The sequence below is a fragment of the Micromonospora sp. CA-248089 genome, from assembly GCF_050948515.1.
Lineage (GTDB): Bacteria > Actinomycetota > Actinomycetes > Mycobacteriales > Micromonosporaceae > Micromonospora.
This window is the reverse complement of record NZ_CP192016.1, coordinates 5,035,449-5,052,098: the sequence shown is the minus strand read 5'-3', so window position 1 is coordinate 5,052,098 and position 16,650 is coordinate 5,035,449. Positions and strand designations below refer to the sequence as shown.

Genomic DNA, 16,650 nt, shown 5'->3' with positions numbered 1-16,650 from the left:
TGGCGCGATCACCCCGCAGATCTTGGTACGAAACGGCCCTCATAGGGGCCGAAATCGTCCAAGATCTCCGGGCTCCCGACGCGCGCAGCGCGTAGCGCGACGCACGCGCACGTGATGCGACCCGCTGCGGGGGAGTGCGGACAGGCGGAAGCCCCGTGGGCGCGGTGGCCCCGGGGCTTCCGGTAGGTTCTGTAGCGCTGGTCAGGCAGAGAACGAGGCGACGCGCTTGGCGATCGCCGACTTCCGGTTGGCCGCCTGGTTCGAGTGGATGACACCCTTGCTGGCAGCCTTGTCCAGCTTGCGGGTGGCCTCACGCATGAGCACGGTGGCCTTCTCGGTGTCGCCCGCCTCGGCAGCCTCGTGGAACTTCCGGATGGCGGTCTTCAGCGACGACTTGACCGACTTGTTACGCAGCCGGCGCTTCTCGTTCTGCCGGTTGCGCTTGATCTGGGACTTGATGTTCGCCACGCGACAGCCTCGTCTTGATAGCTCGGGTTGGTCTGCTTTCGCGCACGACGAGCATGCGTCATCGCCGCGCGAAAAGCCAGCCTACCAGGTCGGCCCCGGACGAGCCAAAACGCCTCCAGCCCGGGCGGGACAGACGCCCCTCCACCAGCCCGCCGCCACCCACCAGCCTGCCACCCACCAGCCCGCTGCCCGCCGCCAGCCGGGAGCCTTGCCGTCGACCGTCGCCGGCTGGAAGACAGTGGCCGGCCCGTGCCGGCCGTGCCGAGCCGGCCGTGCCGAGCGGATCCGATCACGAGGGGCGCGGGTGCCGTGCCCAGGACCAGCCCTGCCGCTCGGCCAGCCACCCGAGCGCCTGCTCTCCGCTCCACCGCTGGTGGGCGCGCAGATGGGGGGAGGCGTTCGACGGTCCGGCCGCGGCGCCGGTCAGGAAGTACCCGGCCAGCGCGGCGAGCGCCACGTCCAGCGCGTCGGCGGGCGCCCCGGCTGCCGCCGGGTGACCCGCGAATGCGGCGTCCGCGTCCAGGCCGCTGGCGTACGCGGTGAGCAGCAGCCCGGCCAGGTCGAACCAGGCCGGCCCGTGGCAGAGCCAGGGCCAGTCGCACAGCCAGGCGCGGCCGTCGGGGTCGATCAGGAGGTTGTCCACCCGCAGGTCGCCGTGGGCCAGCCCGGGGGCCGCGTCGGCGTACCCGGGCAGGCGCGACTCCAGCGCGACCAACTCGGCCAGCGGGGCACCGGCGGCCTGCTCGGGCGGCGGCTCGCGCCCGGCGGCCACCTCGCCCCACCAGAGGATGTCGTCGCGGGCCAGGTCCGCGAGGCGGGGAGCCGGAGCGCGGCCAGCTCCGCGGGCGGGCCGGCGAGCGCGGTGGCCACCTCGGCGTACGTGGCGAGCGCGGCGTCCAGCTCGGCCGGCGCCCAGGGCAGCGCGGGGGTGTGCCCGTCGATCGCGTCGAGGGCGAGCGCGTACCAGCCGGACTCGGTGAGCGCCCAGCGTGGCCGGGGCACCGGCAGCCCGGCCGGGAGCCGGGCGAGGATCGCCGCCTCGTGGGCGTACCAGTCGACCAGGTGCCGTTGTCCGTGCAGCGCCGCCGCCTTCACGAAGACGCGTTCCCCGGTGGGGCCGGTCAGCACGGCGGCGAAGCCGCTGGTGAATCCCCCGCCCGTCACCCGTACCGCCGCCGGTTCGCCGCCGATCCGGGCGGCCAGCGCGCCGCGCAGCCCGGCCGGCAGGTCGGCCCAGCCGGGCCGGACCGCTGTCGACCCGTACGGAACGGGCGGTAGGGAGATCGCGCGCACCGCACCATGCTGCCGCACCGGCGGCGCGCGGCGGTCCGGCGCGTCGGTGGGCTCTGCCAGACTGCCCCCCATGAGGACCGACGAGTTCTGGCAGTTGATCGACGACGCCCGCGCCGGCGCCGGGGGAGAGCCCGACGCGGTGGCGGCCCGGGCGGTCGCGCTGCTGGCCGAGCGCGACCCGGAGGAGATCGTCGGCTACGCCCACCACCAGCGGCGGGTGCTCGCCGCCTCCTACCAGGTCGACCTCTGGGGCGCGGCGTACCTGATCAACGGGGGTGCCTCGGACGACGGCTTCGAGTACTTCCGGGGCTGGCTGATGACTCAGGGCCGGGCGGTGTTCGCCCGGGCGGTCGGCGATCCGGACGCGCTTGCCGAGCTGCCGCAGGTCCGGGCCGCGGCGCTCAGCGGCGAGGAGTTCGAGTGCGAGCAGATGCTCGCGGTGCCGTGGGACGCGTACCGGAAGGCCACCGCGTCCGACCTGCCGGCCGAGCGTGACCCGGTCCCGGTGCCCGACCTGAACGACTTCTGGGACTTCGACGACGAGGAGGAGGCCCGCCGCCGGTTGCCGAGGCTGGCCGCCCTCTTCGTCGAGCCACCCATGGAATAGCGCGAGCCACCCGTGGAATAGCCGTGGAGTGAAGGGGGAGTCCGGGCGTGCGCCGGGCGACGTGGGACCATGGAGGGGGCCGGCGGCGCGTCGGCCCGCTCACGTCAGCCGACCAGAACGGACCGCTGTGCCACCGACGCTCGATCCCGGCGCGAACGCTCCTGGTGCCACCGACCCGGCGCGCATCCGGAACTTCTGCATCATCGCCCACATCGACCACGGGAAGTCGACCCTGGCCGACCGGATGTTGCAGCTCACCGGTGTGGTCGACCCGCGGCAGATGCGCGCGCAGTACCTGGACCGGATGGACATCGAGCGCGAGCGCGGCATCACCATCAAGAGCCAGGCCGTGCGGATGCCGTGGACGATCCGCGAGGGTGACCGGGCCGGTGAGAGCGCCGTGCTCAACATGATCGACACTCCGGGCCACGTGGACTTCACCTACGAGGTGTCCCGTTCGCTGGCCGCCTGCGAGGGCGCGATCCTGCTCGTCGACGCCGCGCAGGGCATCGAGGCGCAGACGCTCGCCAACCTCTACCTGGCGCTCGAGAACGACCTGCACATCATCCCGGTGCTCAACAAGATCGACCTGCCGGCCGCCCAGCCGGAGAAGTACGCCGAGGAGCTGGCGCACCTGATCGGCGGCGACCCGGCGGACTGCATCCGGGTCTCCGGCAAGACCGGCGAGGGCGTGCCGTACCTCCTGGACGAGATCGTCCGGCAGTTCGTGCCGCCGGTGGGCGAGGCCGAGTCGCCGGCCCGCGCGATGATCTTCGACTCGGTGTACGACGTGTACCGGGGCGTGGTCACGTACGTCCGGGTGATCGACGGGCGGATCTCGGCCCGGGACCGGATCAAGATGATGTCCACCGGCGCCGTCCACGAGCTGCTGGAGATCGGCGTCATCTCGCCGGAGATGGTGAAGGCCGACGCGCTCGGCGTCGGCGAGGTGGGCTACCTGATCACCGGCGTGAAGGACGTGCGCCAGTCCCGGGTCGGTGACACGGTCACCATCAACAACAACCCGGCCAAGGAGGCGCTCGGCGGTTACAAGGACCCGAAGCCGATGGTCTACTCGGGGCTCTACCCGATCGACGGCTCGGACTACCCGAACCTGCGTGAGGCGCTGGACAAGCTCAAGCTCAACGACGCCGCGCTGGTGTACGAGCCGGAGACCTCCGGCGCGCTGGGCTTCGGCTTCCGCTGCGGCTTCCTCGGCCTGCTGCACCTGGAGATCATCCGGGAGCGGCTGGAGCGGGAGTTCAACCTCGACCTGATCTCCACCGCGCCGAACGTGGTCTACCGGGCCATCCAGGAGGACGGCGAGGAGATCGTGGTCACCAACCCGAGCGAGTACCCGACCGGCAAGATCGCCGAGGTGTACGAGCCGACGGTGCGGGCCACCGTGCTGACCCCGAACGACTACGTCGGCGCGGTGATGGAGCTGTGCCAGGGCCGCCGGGGCAGCCTGCTCGGCATGGACTACCTCTCCGCCGACCGGGTGGAGCTGCGCTACACGCTGCCGCTGGCCGAGATCATCTTCGACTTCTTCGACCAGCTCAAGAGCCGCACCAAGGGTTACGCCTCGCTCGACTACGAGCCCTCCGGCGAGCAGGCGTCCGACCTGGTGAAGGTCGACATCCTGCTGCATGGTGAGCCGGTCGACGCGTTCAGCGCGATCGTGCACAAGGACAAGGCGTACACGTACGGCACGACGATCGCGGCGAAGCTGCGCACGCTGATCCCGCGCCAGCAGTTCGAGGTGCCGATCCAGGCGGCCATCGGCAGCCGGGTGATCGCCCGGGAGACCATCCGCGCGATCCGCAAGGACGTGCTCGCCAAGTGCTACGGCGGTGACATCAGCCGCAAGCGCAAGCTGCTGGAGAAGCAGAAGGAGGGCAAGAAGCGGATGAAGATGGTGGGCCGGGTGGAGGTCCCCCAGGAGGCGTTCATCGCGGCGCTCTCGTCCGACTCCGGCGACGGCAAGCCCGCCGGCAAGAAGTAGCAGTCAGGCTCCGCGCAGCGGCCGGCATCCTCGTCCCGAGGGTGCCGGCCGTTCGCGTACCCAGGAAATTTTCAGCCGGCGGCAGCGCTCCCACCTGCGGGTTCGTCCCGGCAGGGGAGCGGCGGCCGATGCGGCCGGTTTCGTTTTTCGATGCGTCGGGCACTGAGCGGACACGACAGCAAACGCACAGAACGTGCGAAATCGCTTAGGAGGACCGACCGTGGAGTTCACCGTCTGGGGCATCATCACCGCGCTCGTCGTGGGTCTGATCGTCGGCGCGCTGGGCCGGCTGGTCGTGCCGGGCCGGCAGAACATGCCGATGTGGCTGCACATGGTGATCGGTGTCGGCGCGGCGCTGCTGGGCACCGTCCTGGCCCGTGCGCTCGGCATCGCCACGCAGACCGCCGGCATCGACTGGGCCGAGCTGGCCGTGCAGGTCGTGCTCGCCGCCATCGGTGTGGCCCTGGTGGCCGGCGTCGGCCGCCGCCGCAGCGTTTCGCGTTACTGATCGACGCATCACGCGCCTCGACGGGCGCCCGGCCGTATCGGCCGGGCGCCCGTCGGCGTATTCGGCGCATTGAACCCCGTCGGTGCCCCTGGCTCGCCCCGGGCGCCGGGTTTCGGGGAGAAGTAGCAGGTCAGAGCGCGTCTGAACAATTCGTCATCGGAGTCGGTTTGGATTTCCGGGCGGTCGGGAACTTAGCGATCACGACAGTAACCACACGAAAACGTGTGACCGGTTCTTAAGGAGGAGGGCGACCATGGAGCTCACCGTTTGGGGCATCATCACCGCGCTGGTCGTTGGTCTGATCGTCGGCGCGCTGGGCCGGCTGGTCGTGCCGGGCCGTCAGAACATGCCGATCTGGCTGCACATGCTGATCGGTGTCGGTGCCGCGCTTCTGGGCACGATCGTGGCCCGGGCCTCCGGCTTCGCCGAGACCGCCGGTATCGACTGGCGCGAGCTGATGCTGCAGGTGCTCTTCGCCGCGATCGGTGTGGCCCTGGTGGCCGGCGTCGGCCGTCGCCGCGGCGTCTCGCGCTACTGACCCCCGCACCACGCGCCTCGACGGGCGCCCGGCCTCACCGGCCGGGCGCCCGTCGGCGTGTGCGGCCCCTGAGCTGGCCCGGACGGCATCGATGTCGGCCGGGCCGCGGCTGCGATACGGTCGCCTGTGCCCTCCGTCACGAACACCCCCTGTTGTAAAGGAAATTTTCCTACTAAGGTGCGGCGGAGAAGGTTAGTGCCAAACGGCCCTGAGGGAGATATGGCGTGAACAGGTGGAAGCGGCTGGCTCCGGTCACCGCCATCGTGGCGTCGGCCGCGTTGGTGCTGACCGCGTGCGGTGGCTCCGGCGACGACGACAAGGCCGCCGACAACAGCAAGCTCACTGTGTGGATGATGGGTGAGGGCGGCGACGCCCAGACCGCGTTCCTCGACAGCGTCGAGGCGGAGTTCAAGAAGAAGCACCCCGAGACCGACGTTGTGGTGCAGTACATCCCCTGGCTCGAGGCGCCGAAGAAGTTCCAGGCCGCGCTCGCCGGCGGGGAGGGCCCGGACGTCACCGAGCTGGGCAACACCGAGACCCAGGGCTGGGCCGCGCAGGAGGCCCTGGCCGACGTCTCGGACAAGTTCAACGGCTGGTCCGAGGGCAAGGACATCCTGCCCGATCTGGTCAAGAACGCCCAGCTCGACGGCAAGCAGTACGGCGTGCCCTGGTACGCCGGCGTCCGCGCCGTCTACTACCGCACCGACTGGTTCGCCGAGGCCGGAGTGAAGCCGCCGACGACCTGGGACGAGATGGTCGCCGCCGCGAAGGCCGTGCAGGCCAAGAAGCCCGGCACCTACGGCATCGCCCTGCCCGGCAACTCCGAGCTGCCGTTCTACTCCTTCCTCTGGGGTGCCGGCGGCGAGATCGCCACCAAGGAGGGGGACAGCTGGAAGTCCGGCTACAACACCCCCGAGGCGCAGAAGGCGGTCAAGTTCTGGACCGACCTGGTCACCGTGCACAAGGTCGCCCCGCCGGCCGCCGCCGGGTGGAACGAGGTCGACGCCCGTACCCAGTTCGCCACCGGGAAGGCCGCCATGGCGTTCGCCGGTAGCTGGCAGGGCGGCGCGATGAAGAAGGACAACCCCGACATCGAGAAGGTGTGGGGCACGTTCCCGATCCCCGGCCCGGACGGCAAGCCCGCCCCGGCGTTCGCCGGTGGCTCCGACATCGCCATCTGGAAGGACAGCGAGCGGCAGGCGCTCGCCTGGGACTACATGACCGTGCTGCTGAGCAAGCAGAAGGACAAGGAGTTCGCCAGCAGCCTCGGCTTCTTCCCGGTCTACCAGGACCTGGTCAGCAGCGGCGACTACGCCAACGACAAGGTGATGGCCGCCTTCGCGACCGCCATCCAGAACACCAAGCTGACCCCGCTCACCCCGAAGTGGGTCGAGGTCAGCCGGACCAAGACGGTGACCCAGGCGATGAACAGCTCGGTCATCAAGGGCCAGAAGACGGTCGAGAAGGCCACCGCCGACGCGGCCACCGAGATGGAAAGCATTCTCAACGCCAAGTGACCACGCTGACCGAGGCCACCGACGGCGCCGCCGCGCGGGACACCCCCGCGCGGCGGCGCCGTCGCCGGGTGGACCACCTTCCGTACCTGCTTCTCCTGCCCTGCCTGGCGATCATCGCCGTGCTGCTGCTCTGGCCGCTCGGCCAGGTCGTGTGGATGTCCTTCCACAAGCTGGACAGCGTCCGGCAGCTGCGCGGCGACCGCGAGTGGCCGTGGGTCGGCCTGGCCAACTACGCGCAGATCCTCGGCGACCCGTTCTTCCGTACGGTGCTGCGCAACACCGTGCTGTTCGCGATCGCCAACGTGGCGCTCACGATGATCCTCGGCACCCTGGTCGGGCTGCTGCTCAACCGCCTGGGCAAGAAGATGGCCACGTTCGTGGCGAGCTGCGTGATGCTCGCCTGGGCCACCCCGGCGCTGACCGGCACGATCGTCTGGAAGTGGATCTTCGACGATACCAGCGGCCTGGTCACGTGGTTGTTCAACAAGCTCCCGGACGGGCTCTCCACGGCCCTGTTCGGGCGCAGCGACTGGACCGGCTACGGCTGGTTCAACGACCCGCTGCTGTTCTTCGCCATCCTGACGCTCGTGGTGGTCTGGCACTCGTTCCCGTTCATCGCGGTGAGCGTGCTGGCCGGGCTCAAGAGCGTGCCGACCGAGCTGCAGGAGGCGGCCCGGGTCGACGGCGCCGGGCCGTGGAAGGTGTTCTGGTCGGTCACGTTCCCGGTCCTGCGGCCGGTCTTCGGCATCCTCGTGGTCCTCTCCACGATCTGGGACTTCAAGGTCTTCACCCAGCAGTTCGTGCTGGCCGGCGGCACCCAGGACCGGTCCACGTTCATGCTGTCCATCTACTCGTACGCGGAGGCGTTCTCGCCGCCGCCCAAGTACGGCCTCGGCTCCGCCATCGCGGTCATCCTCACCGTGATCCTGCTCGTGGTGACCGCCCTGTACGTCCGCATGGTGCTGCGGCAGGAGGACGAATGACGAAGAAGATCGCCCTCAACGGCGCGGGCCTGCTGGTCGCGCTCTTCGCCGCGTTCCCGGTCTACTGGATGGTGGCGACCTCGCTGAAGCCCAACCGGGAGATCTTCTCGTCCACGCCCCGGCCGGTGCCGGCGGAGCCGACGCTGGAGCACTACCGGGAGATCCTCACCGGCAACCTGATCCCGGGCGTGACGTTCGCCGACTTCTTCCTCAACAGCGCGCTGGTCGCGCTGGCGACGGTGCTGCTGAGCGGGCTGGTCGCGCTGCTCGCCGCGACCGCCGTGGCCCGGTTCCGGTTCAAGCTGCGCACCACGTTCCTGATCATGCTGCTGGTGGTGCAGATGATCCCGCTGGAGGCGCTGGTCATCCCGCTGTTCCTGATGATCCAGCGGCTCGGCCTCTACAACACGCTGCCCAGCCTGATCCTCACGTACCTCGGTTTCTCGCTGCCGTTCGCGGTCTGGATGCTGCGCGGCTTCGTCGCCGCGGTGCCCAAGGAACTGGAGGAGGCCGCCGCCATCGACGGCGCCAGCCGGGCCCAGACGTTCCGCAAGGTGCTGTTCCCGCTCGTCGCGCCCGGCCTGGTCGCCACCAGCATCTTCTCGTTCATCACCGCGTGGAACGAGCTGATCTTCGCGCTGACCTTCATCAACGACCAGCAGAAGTACACGCTGCCGGTGGCGATGACGTTCTTCTTCGGCCGGGACGACACCGCCTGGGGTTCGGTGATGGCGGCGTCCACGCTGTTCACCCTGCCGGTGATCGTCTTCTTCCTGCTGGTGCAGCGCCGGATGGTCTCCGGCCTGGTGGCGGGAGCGGTGAAGGGCTGACCCGGCGGGCCGTCAGGCCGCGGCGAACACCTCGGCCCGTACCTCGGTGGCCGGGTCGCCCTTCACCCGGGCCCAGGAGCCCTGCTCGGCGGTCCACTCCAGGTTGCCGAAGCGGACCTTCTTCACGCCGTGGTCGTCGGCGTGCGAGACCAGCCAGTGCGCGTACCGCCAGCCGTTGCGGTCGCCGCCGGCCGGCACGGTGAGCGCGGTCAGGTCGGTCGCGGTGGCCAGCCGGGGAAGCCCCCAGTCCAGGGACAGGCTCTCCAGCACGGCGCTGGCCGCGGCCGGGCCGCGCATCGTCGGCGGCGAGGAGACGGTGCAGGCCACCGCGCCGGTCGCGTGGCCGAGCAGCGCCCGGGTCAGGACCTCCGACTCGTCCGCCCACTTCTCGTACGCCTCGGGGAACGCCGACCGCTGCACCCGCTGGGCGGCGTCGGTGACCCGCATCCGCTCCCAGCCCTTGACCTTCTTCAGCGCGGCGTAGAACTTGTTCGCCGCGTACCGCGGGTCCTGGACCTGCTCCGGGGTGCCCCAGCCCTGGCTCGGGCGCTGCTGGAACAGGCCGAGCGAGTCGCGGTCGCCGTGGGCGATGTTGCGCAGGTGCGACTCCTGGTACGCGGTCGCCAGCGCCACCACCACCGCCCGCTCGGGCATCCGGCGCTGCATCCCGATGGCCGCGATGGTGGCCGCGTTCGCCATCTGGTCGGCACCGAGCACCACCTCGCCGTCGGCCTTCACCGTGCACGTCCGGCTGGACAGGGGGAGCCGCAGGTGCTCACCGAACTGCTTGGTCACGACGTAGACCGCGAGCAGTGCCAGCACGCACACCGCCACCCCAGATGCCACGATCGCCGCTCGCGTCCGCACCCGCACCCCCAGTCCCGACAGTCCGACAAGCGTACGTCCCACCCGCACCGGCGTGTCTCGGCCGACCGGCGGGCCCCACCACGGCCGCAATGGCTCCCGGGGGGGCCCGCCGCGCACCTCAGTCCCCGGCGGGCACCCAGGCGGCGGGACGCTTCTCCCGGAACGCCATCACGCCCTCGCGCCCTTCGTCGGAGAGGAAGTACCCGGTCGACAGCGCGGCCAACTCGGCGATCTCGGCCCGCAGATCGGCCCCGGCCGGCCGGCGCAGCAGTTCCTTCGCCCCGGCCAGCGCCCCCGGCGCGCCCTTGACCAGCGAGTCGCAGTAGCGCCCGACGGCGGCGTCCAGCTCGTCGGCCGGCACCGCGGCGGTGACCAGGCCGATCTCGGCGGCGCGGCGGCCGTCGAACGTGTCGCCGGTCAGGTACAGCTCGGCGGCGGCCCGCTGGCCCAGCCGGGGCAGCACGGTCGCCGAGATCACCGCCGGGATCACCCCGATCCGCACCTCGGTGAACGCGAACGTCGCCTCCTGCGCGCAGACCGCCAGGTCGGCGGCGGCGATCAGGCCCAGCCCACCGGCCCGGGCCGGCCCGGCGACCTTCGCCACCACCGGCTTCGGGCACTCCCGCACCGCGACGAGCACGTCGCCGAGCATCCCGGCGGGCACGGTGCCGCTGGCGTACGCGGCGGCGGTTTCCTTCAGGTCGGCGCCGGAGCAGAAGACCGGGCCGGTGTGGTCGAGCACGATCGCGCGTACCGCGTCGTCGGCCACCGCGTCGGCCAGCCCGGCCAGCAGCTGGGTCATCAGGGGCGTGGAGAGCGCGTTGCGATTGTGCGGGCTGTCCAGGGTGAGGGTGGTCACCCCACGGGCCGTGGCGACTCGCACGAGAGCGTCCGGAGAGGTCATGCCGGGCACACTAGTGGCCATGCCCGGCGTCCTTCCAGAAGGCGAACCCGTCCCGCGCGACGGATCGCTGCCCGCCACCGCCCGCCGCGACGTCGGCGCGCGCGGTTTCGGCGTGTACGTCCACGTGCCGTTCTGTGCCAGCCGGTGCGGTTACTGCGACTTCAACACGTACACCGCCGCCGAGCTGGGCGGCGGAGCGAGCCGGGAGACGTACGCCGACTCGGTGCTGGCCGAGCTGGCGCTGGCCGCGCGGGTGCTGGGCGACTCGCCACCGCCCCGGGTCGACACCGTCTTCGTCGGCGGCGGCACGCCCACCCTGCTGCCCGCCGACGACCTGGCCCGGATCCTCGACGGCATCGACCGCGTCTGGGGGCTGGCCGCCGACGCCGAGGTGACCACCGAGGCCAATCCCGAGTCGGTGAGCCCGGAGTCGCTCAAGACGCTGCGGGCCGCCGGGTACACCCGGATCTCGCTCGGCATGCAGTCCGCCGCGCCGGGGGTGCTGGCGGTGCTGGACCGGCGGCACAGCGCGGGCCGGGCCACCGCCGCCGCGCTGGAGGCGCGCGACGCGGGATTCGAGCACGTGAACCTGGACCTGATCTACGGGACGCCGGGCGAGACGGCCGACGACTTCGCCGCCTCGCTGGCCCAGGTGGTCGACGCCGGGGTCGACCACGTCAGCGCGTACGCCCTGATCGTGGAGGACGGCACCCGGCTGGCCGCGCGGATGCGGCGCGGCGAGCTGCCGTACCCCTCCGACGACGTGGCGGCGGACCGCTACCTGGCCGCGGAGGCCGCGCTCGGCGAGGCCGGATTCTCCTGGTACGAGGTGTCGAACTGGGCCCGCTCGTCGGCGGCGGCGTGCCGGCACAACCTGCTCTACTGGACCGGCGCCGACTGGTGGGGCCTGGGCCCGGGGGCGCACAGCCACGTCGGCGGCGTGCGCTGGTGGAACGTCAAGCACCCGAGCGCGTACGCGGCGCGGCTGGCCGAGGGCGCCTCGCCCGCGCTGGCCCGGGAGCGGCTCACTCCGGACGAGCAGCACATGGAGGACGTGATGCTGCGGGTGCGGCTCGCCTCCGGGCTGCCGCTGGACGTGCTGGACGAGCCCGGCCGGGCGGGCGCCGAGCGGGCCCGGGACGCCGGGCTGCTCGACGCCGGGGCGTACGCGCGAGGGCTCGTGGTGCTGACGCTGCGCGGCCGGCTGCTGGCCGACGCGGTGGTACGCGACCTGCTGCCGTGACCGGCACCGGCCGGCCGCCCCCTCGGCCGGCCGGCGGTGTCACTTGATGAAGTTGTAGGTCATCGGGTAGCGGTAGAGCACACCCTCGTTGGCCTTGATCCCGCCGATGATCCCGAAGATCAGCGGCACCAGCCAGACCAGCATCGGGACGAAGAACAGGATCCCGCAGGAGATCACCGTGATCACCCAGGCGAGCACGCTGGCGATGGTCCAGGTGATCTGGAAGTTCAACGCCGCGACCGCGTGGGCGCGGACCGTCGGCGACTGCTGACCGCGGGTCATCATCGCGATCAGCGGGGCGACCCAGCCGAGCAGGCCGCCGCCGACGATGACGCCCGCGGCGCCACCGAAGTGCGCCACCAGGGCCCACGTCTTCTCGTCGTTGTTGGCGTACGAGGCCGGGCCGTACCCGCCACCGGCGGGGTAGCCGGCGCCGTAGCCGGGCGCTCCGCCCGGCGGGGGGTAACCACCGGGGGGCGGGTAGCCGCCCGGCGGAGGCTGGCCACCCGGCGGCGGGTAGCCGCCCGGAGGCGGATAGTCACCGGGCGGGGGATAGCCGCCGGCGCCCGGAGCCCCGGACAGTGGAGCGGTGGGCGGTTCGCTGCCCGGCGACGAGCCGTAGGGCGCCGACGGGTCGGGCTGGGGGCCGGAGTCCCCTGCCCCGGGTGGGCGAGGAGGTTCAGTCATGGTCGCCACGGTAGGGGCACCGGGCAACTGGCACCAGAGCGACACAGACCGACGATGACCGGCTGTTCGGCCCTGGTGGGCCGGGTTGTGTGGCGGGCCGCACCCCGGGTCCGTCAGGCGATCATCGCCTCGGCGGGGGTGCCGACGTAGACTGGCACTCGCTACAGTCGAGTGCCAGCCGCCCGGCGGATGTCGCGTGCCGGCCCGGCCGAGGTGCGTCAGGAGGTGGGGAATGGGTCTCGACGACCGCAAACTCGCCGTGCTGCGCGCGATCGTCGAGGACTACGTCGCCACGCAGGAGCCGGTCGGCAGCAAGGCTCTGGTCGAGCGGCACCAGCTCGGCGTCTCGCCGGCCACCGTCCGCAACGACATGGCGGTGCTGGAGGAGGAGGGCTACATCCGGCAGCCGCACACCAGTGCCGGCCGGGTGCCCACCGACCGCGGCTACCGCCTCTTCGTCGACCGCCTGTCCCGGGTCAAGCCGCTCAGCCCGGCCGAGCGCCGGGCGATCGAACGCTTCCTGGTCGGCGCCGTCGACCTGGACGACGTGGTGCACCGTACGGTCCGGCTGCTCGCCCAGCTCACCCGGCAGGTCGCCGTGGTGCAGTACCCGAGCCTGGCCCGCTCCAAGGTGCGCCACCTGGAGCTGGTGCCGATCTCCACCACCCGGCTGATGGTCGTCATGATCGCCGACACCGGCCGGGTCGAGCAGCGGCTGGTCGAGCTGCCCGCCCCGGTGCCCGCCGACGACGTGACCGATCTGCGCCGGCTGGTGAACGAGAAGCTCGTCGGCAGCCAGCTCGCCGAGACGCCGCCGCTGGTGCAGGCGCTCGTCGACGAGTCGGCGCCGCACCTGCGCCCGGCCATGACCACGCTGTCCACCGTGCTGCTCGAGACGCTGGTGGAGCGGCACGAGGAGCGCCTCGCGCTGGCCGGCCAGGCCAACCTCACCCGGGGCGGCCTGCTCGACTTCCAGGGCTCGCTGCGCCCCATCCTGGAGGCGCTCGAAGAAGAGGTCGTGCTGCTCAAGCTGATCGGCGAGACCGAGCCGAGCACCACCCGGGTGCTCATCGGCGACGAGAACGAATTCGACAACCTGCGGGCCGCCTCGGTGGTCAGCACCGGCTACGGACCGGGCAGCACGATCGTCGGTGGACTCGGCGTGCTCGGGCCGACCCGGATGGACTACCCCGGCAATATCGCCATGGTGAGGGCCGTGGCACGCTACGTGGGCGAACTGCTGGCCCAGAACTGACCAGTCAGGGCCGACGGCCGGTTCCGGCCGACGACCGGAGCGACGCGAGACGAACATGAGGACACCTAACGCAGTGGCCAGGGACTACTACGGCATTCTCGGCGTGAGCCGGGACGCCTCCGACGACGAGATCAAGCGCGCCTACCGCAAGCTGGCGCGGCAGTTCCACCCGGACGTCAATCCGGACCCGGAGGCCCAGGAGAAGTTCAAGGACATCAACGCCGCGTACGAGGTCCTCTCGGACGACCGGAAGCGGCAGATCGTCGACCTGGGCGGCGACCCGCTCGCCCCGGGCGGCGGTGGCATGGGCGGCCCGGGCGGGCCCGGCGGCGCCGGTCCGTTCGTCGGCTTCCAGGACATCATGGACGCGTTCTTCGGCGGCGCCGCGGGCGGCAGCCGGGGCCCGCGGCCGCGTACCCGCCCCGGCGCGGACGCGATCCTGCGCCTGGAACTGGACCTCAACGAGACGGCGTTCGGCGTCGAGGCGCCGATCACCGTCGACACCGCAGTGCTCTGCACCACCTGCTCCGGCGCCGGCACCGCCGCCGGCACCCACCTGGCCACCTGCGAGGCGTGCGGCGGCCGGGGCGAGGTGCAGTCGGTGCAGCGGACGTTCCTCGGTCAGGTCGTCTCCGCCCGGCCGTGCACCGTCTGCCAGGGCTACGGCACCACCATCCCGCACCCCTGCCCGACCTGCGCCGGTGACGGCCGGGTGCGCACCCGCCGCTCGCTGACCGTCAAGATCCCCGCCGGGGTCGAGGACGGCATGCGGATCCGCCTGGCCCAGCAGGGCGAGGTCGGCCCGGGTGGCGGCACCGCCGGTGACCTCTACGTGGAGATCCATGAGCGGCCGCACGACGTGTACTCCCGCAAGGGCGACGACCTGCACTGCCGGGTGACGGTGCCGATGACCGCCGCCGCGCTCGGCACCCGGCTGACCATCAAGACGCTGGACAGCGAGGAAGCCGTCGACGTCAAGCCCGGCACCCAGCCCGGCAGCACGCTGCGGCTGCGCGCCCGGGGCGTACCGCACCTGCGCGGCACCGGCCGGGGTGACCTCTACGTGCACCTGGACGTGCGTACCCCGACCAAGCTCGACGCCGACCAGGAGCGGATGCTGCGCGACTTCGCCAAGACCCGCGGCGAGGAGGTCGCCGAGCTGACCAAGCAGGGCGGCTTCTTCTCCCGGATGCGCGACGCGTTCAACGGGCACGCCTGAGGTGTCCGCGCCGCTGTTCCTGGTCGAGGCGCTGCCCACCGGTGACACGCTGACGCTCGACGGCCCGGAGGGCCACCACGCGGCCACCGTGCAGCGGTTGCGCGTCGGCGAGGAGCTGCTGCTCGCCGACGGCCGGGGCGGCACCGCCGCCGCGGTGGTCACCGCCGTCGGCCGTGGCACGCTCGACCTGCGGGTCACCAGCCGGGGGTACGCGGACGCGCCGGTACCCCGGCTCGTCGTGGTGCAGGGCATCGCCAAGGGCGACCGGGGTGAACTCGCCGTGCAGGCGATGACCGAGGTCGGGGTGGACGAGATCGTGCCCTGGGCGGCGTCCCGCTCGGTGGCGCAGTGGCGCGGCGAGCGGGGCGAACGGGCCCGGCAGAAGTGGGTCGCCACCGCCCGGGAGGCGGCCAAGCAGGCCCGCCGCCCGTGGCTGCCGGTGGTGGCCGGCGCCCCGGACGAGTCCACCGCGACGGTGGCCCGCCGGATCGCGGGCGCGGCCGGCGCGTACGTGCTGCACGAGGGCGCGCAGGACCGGCTGACCACAGTCGACCTGCCGGCCGCCGGGGAGATCGTGCTGGTGGTCGGCCCGGAGGGCGGCATCGCCGACCACGAACTGGCCACCTTCGCCGAGGCGGGCGCCCGCACGGTCCGCCTGGGCCCGTCGGTCCTGCGCACGTCCACAGCAGGCGTGGCAGCCCTGACAGTCCTGGCCACCCGCCTGACCCACTGGTAACCCGCGCCCGCGTTCTCTCCCCGCGCGCCCTCCGCGCGCTCCCCGCGTGCTCTCCCCGCGTGCGTCGATCTTGCGGTTTCGGCCCGTGCTGCGCCCTTTTTACGGTGCTTCGTCGGGGCCGAAAGTGCAAGATCGCGGGGGAGGGGCGGGGTCAGGAGCGGAGGTAGGAGGCGCCGTTCAGGTCGATGATTGTTCCCGCGGCCCACTCGGCCTCGGGGCTCGCCAGCCAGTGCACCGCCGCGGCGATCTCCTCCGGCCGGGCCACCCGGTGGAACGGGGACTGGGCGCGTACCGCCTCGCCCCGCTCGCTCTTGAGGTGCTCGTTCGTCATGTCGGTCTCGACGAAGCCGGGCGCCACACAGGCCACCCCGATGCCGTACGGCGCCAGGGCCACCGCCAGCGACTGGGCCATCGCGTTCATCCCGGCCTTGCTCGCCCCGTACGCCGGGTTGGCCGGCTCGCCCCGGAACGCGCCCCGGGACGACACGTTCACGATCCGGCCCCCGCGTTCGCGCATGTGCTGCGCGGCGCACCAGGCCGCGTTCGCGGCGCCGACCAGGTTGGTGTCCAGCACCTCCCGCCACCGCGCCCGCCACTGCTCGTAGCTGCTCTCGAAGACCGGGTGCGGGGGATCGGCCGGCCCGAACACGCCCGCGTTGTTCACCAGCACGTCGAGGCCGCCGAGCCGCTGGGCCGCCTCGTCCACCATGGCGCGTACCGCGTCGGGGTCGGCCAGGTCGGCGCGTACCACCACGTGCCCGTCGCCGGGCAGTTCGGCGCGCAGCCGCTCGGCCAGGTCGGCCGAGTCCCGGTGATGGATCGCCACCCGGTCCCCACCCGCGGCGAACGCCCGCGCCACCGCCCGCCCGATGCCCCGCGAGGCCCCCGTCACCAGCACCGCCCGTCCCGACATGTCGGCCATCCTGCCGCACCGGGCCGAGGCGTTAAGAAGGGACCCTTCCCCTACCGGAGGCGTTAACAAGGGGCCCT

The 16,650-nt window shown here is 72.1% G+C and carries 16 protein-coding genes and 1 pseudogene; 11 read left to right on the top strand and 6 right to left on the bottom strand.

Annotated elements, in window-relative coordinates:
• Positions 1-201: 201 nt before the first annotated feature.
• The gene (rpsT, locus tag ACQP26_RS23630; protein WP_013287988.1) at positions 202-468 is read right to left on the bottom strand and encodes a 30S ribosomal protein S20; all 267 of its coding nucleotides are present in this window, start codon (positions 466-468) and stop codon (positions 202-204) included.
• Positions 469-757: 289 nt separating this feature from the next.
• A pseudogene (locus tag ACQP26_RS23625) lies at positions 758-1,833 on the bottom strand (phosphotransferase family protein).
• Here ACQP26_RS23625 and ACQP26_RS23620 point away from each other — a divergent pair.
• The 7 genes from ACQP26_RS23620 (at position 1,832) to ACQP26_RS23590 (ending at position 8,749) form a co-directional block, all read left to right on the top strand.
• Positions 1,832-2,368: a DUF4240 domain-containing protein gene (locus tag ACQP26_RS23620; RefSeq protein ID WP_433494029.1), complete on the top strand. Its 537-nt coding sequence runs from the start codon at positions 1,832-1,834 to the stop codon at positions 2,366-2,368. The pseudogene ACQP26_RS23625 and the gene ACQP26_RS23620 overlap by 2 nt on opposite strands.
• A 127-nt stretch (positions 2,369-2,495) precedes the next feature.
• A complete protein-coding gene (lepA, locus tag ACQP26_RS23615; RefSeq protein WP_194802358.1) occupies positions 2,496-4,373 on the top strand; it encodes a translation elongation factor 4 in 1,878 nt (625 codons plus the stop codon).
• Positions 4,374-4,593: 220 nt separating this feature from the next.
• Positions 4,594-4,881 carry a GlsB/YeaQ/YmgE family stress response membrane protein gene (locus tag ACQP26_RS23610; protein ID WP_116507974.1) on the top strand — a complete coding sequence of 96 codons (288 nt, stop codon included), beginning with the start codon at positions 4,594-4,596 and terminating at the stop codon, positions 4,879-4,881.
• Positions 4,882-5,134: 253 nt separating this feature from the next.
• Positions 5,135-5,419 carry a GlsB/YeaQ/YmgE family stress response membrane protein gene (locus ACQP26_RS23605; protein ID WP_013287983.1) on the top strand — a complete coding sequence of 95 codons (285 nt, stop codon included), beginning with the start codon at positions 5,135-5,137 and terminating at the stop codon, positions 5,417-5,419.
• 224 nt (positions 5,420-5,643) lie between these two features.
• Positions 5,644-6,936 (top strand): sugar ABC transporter substrate-binding protein, encoded by a 1,293-nt coding sequence (locus ACQP26_RS23600; RefSeq protein WP_281577016.1) that lies wholly within the window; start codon positions 5,644-5,646, stop codon positions 6,934-6,936.
• Positions 6,933-7,919 (top strand): carbohydrate ABC transporter permease, encoded by a 987-nt coding sequence (locus tag ACQP26_RS23595; RefSeq protein WP_281577017.1) that lies wholly within the window; start codon positions 6,933-6,935, stop codon positions 7,917-7,919. Before ACQP26_RS23600 ends, ACQP26_RS23595 begins: the two co-directional genes overlap by 4 nt.
• A complete protein-coding gene (locus ACQP26_RS23590; RefSeq protein WP_128136489.1) occupies positions 7,916-8,749 on the top strand; it encodes a carbohydrate ABC transporter permease in 834 nt (277 codons plus the stop codon). Before ACQP26_RS23595 ends, ACQP26_RS23590 begins: the two co-directional genes overlap by 4 nt.
• A gap of 12 nt (positions 8,750-8,761) precedes the next feature.
• Here ACQP26_RS23590 and ACQP26_RS23585 read toward each other — a convergent pair whose 3' ends face one another.
• Together ACQP26_RS23585 and ACQP26_RS23580 are read right to left on the bottom strand one after the other, a co-directional pair.
• Positions 8,762-9,622, bottom strand: a complete 861-nt coding sequence (locus tag ACQP26_RS23585) for a hypothetical protein (protein WP_281577018.1) — start codon at positions 9,620-9,622, stop codon at positions 8,762-8,764.
• Positions 9,623-9,734: 112 nt separating this feature from the next.
• Positions 9,735-10,520: an enoyl-CoA hydratase-related protein gene (locus ACQP26_RS23580; RefSeq protein WP_269704582.1), complete on the bottom strand. Its 786-nt coding sequence runs from the start codon at positions 10,518-10,520 to the stop codon at positions 9,735-9,737.
• A 19-nt stretch (positions 10,521-10,539) separates the two neighbouring features.
• On the opposite strand from ACQP26_RS23580, the gene hemW reads away from it, so the two are divergent.
• Entirely contained in the window at positions 10,540-11,763 is a 1,224-nt protein-coding gene (gene hemW, locus ACQP26_RS23575; protein ID WP_269704583.1) for a radical SAM family heme chaperone HemW, read from the top strand.
• Between the two features lie 39 nt (positions 11,764-11,802).
• On the opposite strand, the gene ACQP26_RS23570 is transcribed toward hemW, so the two are convergent.
• Positions 11,803-12,450 carry a DUF4870 domain-containing protein gene (locus tag ACQP26_RS23570; protein ID WP_269704584.1) on the bottom strand — a complete coding sequence of 216 codons (648 nt, stop codon included), beginning with the start codon at positions 12,448-12,450 and terminating at the stop codon, positions 11,803-11,805.
• Positions 12,451-12,682: 232 nt separating this feature from the next.
• Here ACQP26_RS23570 and hrcA point away from each other — a divergent pair, with 232 nt between their 5' ends.
• The 3 genes from hrcA to ACQP26_RS23555 all read left to right on the top strand — a co-directional run bounded on the left by hrcA (position 12,683) and on the right by ACQP26_RS23555 (position 15,660).
• Positions 12,683-13,705, top strand: coding sequence for a heat-inducible transcriptional repressor HrcA (gene hrcA / locus ACQP26_RS23565; protein ID WP_135241584.1), 1,023 nt, complete (start codon positions 12,683-12,685; stop codon positions 13,703-13,705).
• 73 nt (positions 13,706-13,778) lie between these two features.
• Positions 13,779-14,924 (top strand): molecular chaperone DnaJ, encoded by a 1,146-nt coding sequence (dnaJ, locus tag ACQP26_RS23560; protein WP_269704585.1) that lies wholly within the window; start codon positions 13,779-13,781, stop codon positions 14,922-14,924.
• A 1-nt stretch (position 14,925) separates the two neighbouring features.
• Positions 14,926-15,660 (top strand): 16S rRNA (uracil(1498)-N(3))-methyltransferase, encoded by a 735-nt coding sequence (locus ACQP26_RS23555; RefSeq protein ID WP_433494028.1) that lies wholly within the window; start codon positions 14,926-14,928, stop codon positions 15,658-15,660.
• A gap of 151 nt (positions 15,661-15,811) precedes the next feature.
• Here the strand turns inward: ACQP26_RS23555 and ACQP26_RS23550 are convergent, their stop codons facing one another.
• Positions 15,812-16,573, bottom strand: a complete 762-nt coding sequence (locus tag ACQP26_RS23550) for an SDR family NAD(P)-dependent oxidoreductase (RefSeq protein ID WP_281577019.1) — start codon at positions 16,571-16,573, stop codon at positions 15,812-15,814.
• Between the last annotated feature and the right edge of the window lie 77 nt (positions 16,574-16,650).

Excerpts from the sequence above, each read along its gene's own strand:
- ACQP26_RS23620 (WP_433494029.1), top strand. The coding sequence starts at position 1,832 with ATGAGGACCGACGAGTTCTGGCAGTTGATCGACGACGCCCGCGCCGGC.
- ACQP26_RS23590 (WP_128136489.1), top strand. The coding sequence starts at position 7,916 with ATGACGAAGAAGATCGCCCTCAACGGCGCGGGCCTGCTGGTCGCGCTC.
- hemW (WP_269704583.1), top strand. The coding sequence starts at position 10,540 with ATGCCCGGCGTCCTTCCAGAAGGCGAACCCGTCCCGCGCGACGGATCG.
- ACQP26_RS23580 (WP_269704582.1), bottom strand. The coding sequence starts at position 10,520 with ATGACCTCTCCGGACGCTCTCGTGCGAGTCGCCACGGCCCGTGGGGTG.
- ACQP26_RS23570 (WP_269704584.1), bottom strand. The coding sequence starts at position 12,450 with ATGACTGAACCTCCTCGCCCACCCGGGGCAGGGGACTCCGGCCCCCAG.
- ACQP26_RS23605 (WP_013287983.1), top strand. The coding sequence starts at position 5,135 with ATGGAGCTCACCGTTTGGGGCATCATCACCGCGCTGGTCGTTGGTCTG.
- hrcA (WP_135241584.1), top strand. The coding sequence starts at position 12,683 with ATGGGTCTCGACGACCGCAAACTCGCCGTGCTGCGCGCGATCGTCGAG.
- ACQP26_RS23550 (WP_281577019.1), bottom strand. The coding sequence starts at position 16,573 with ATGTCGGGACGGGCGGTGCTGGTGACGGGGGCCTCGCGGGGCATCGGG.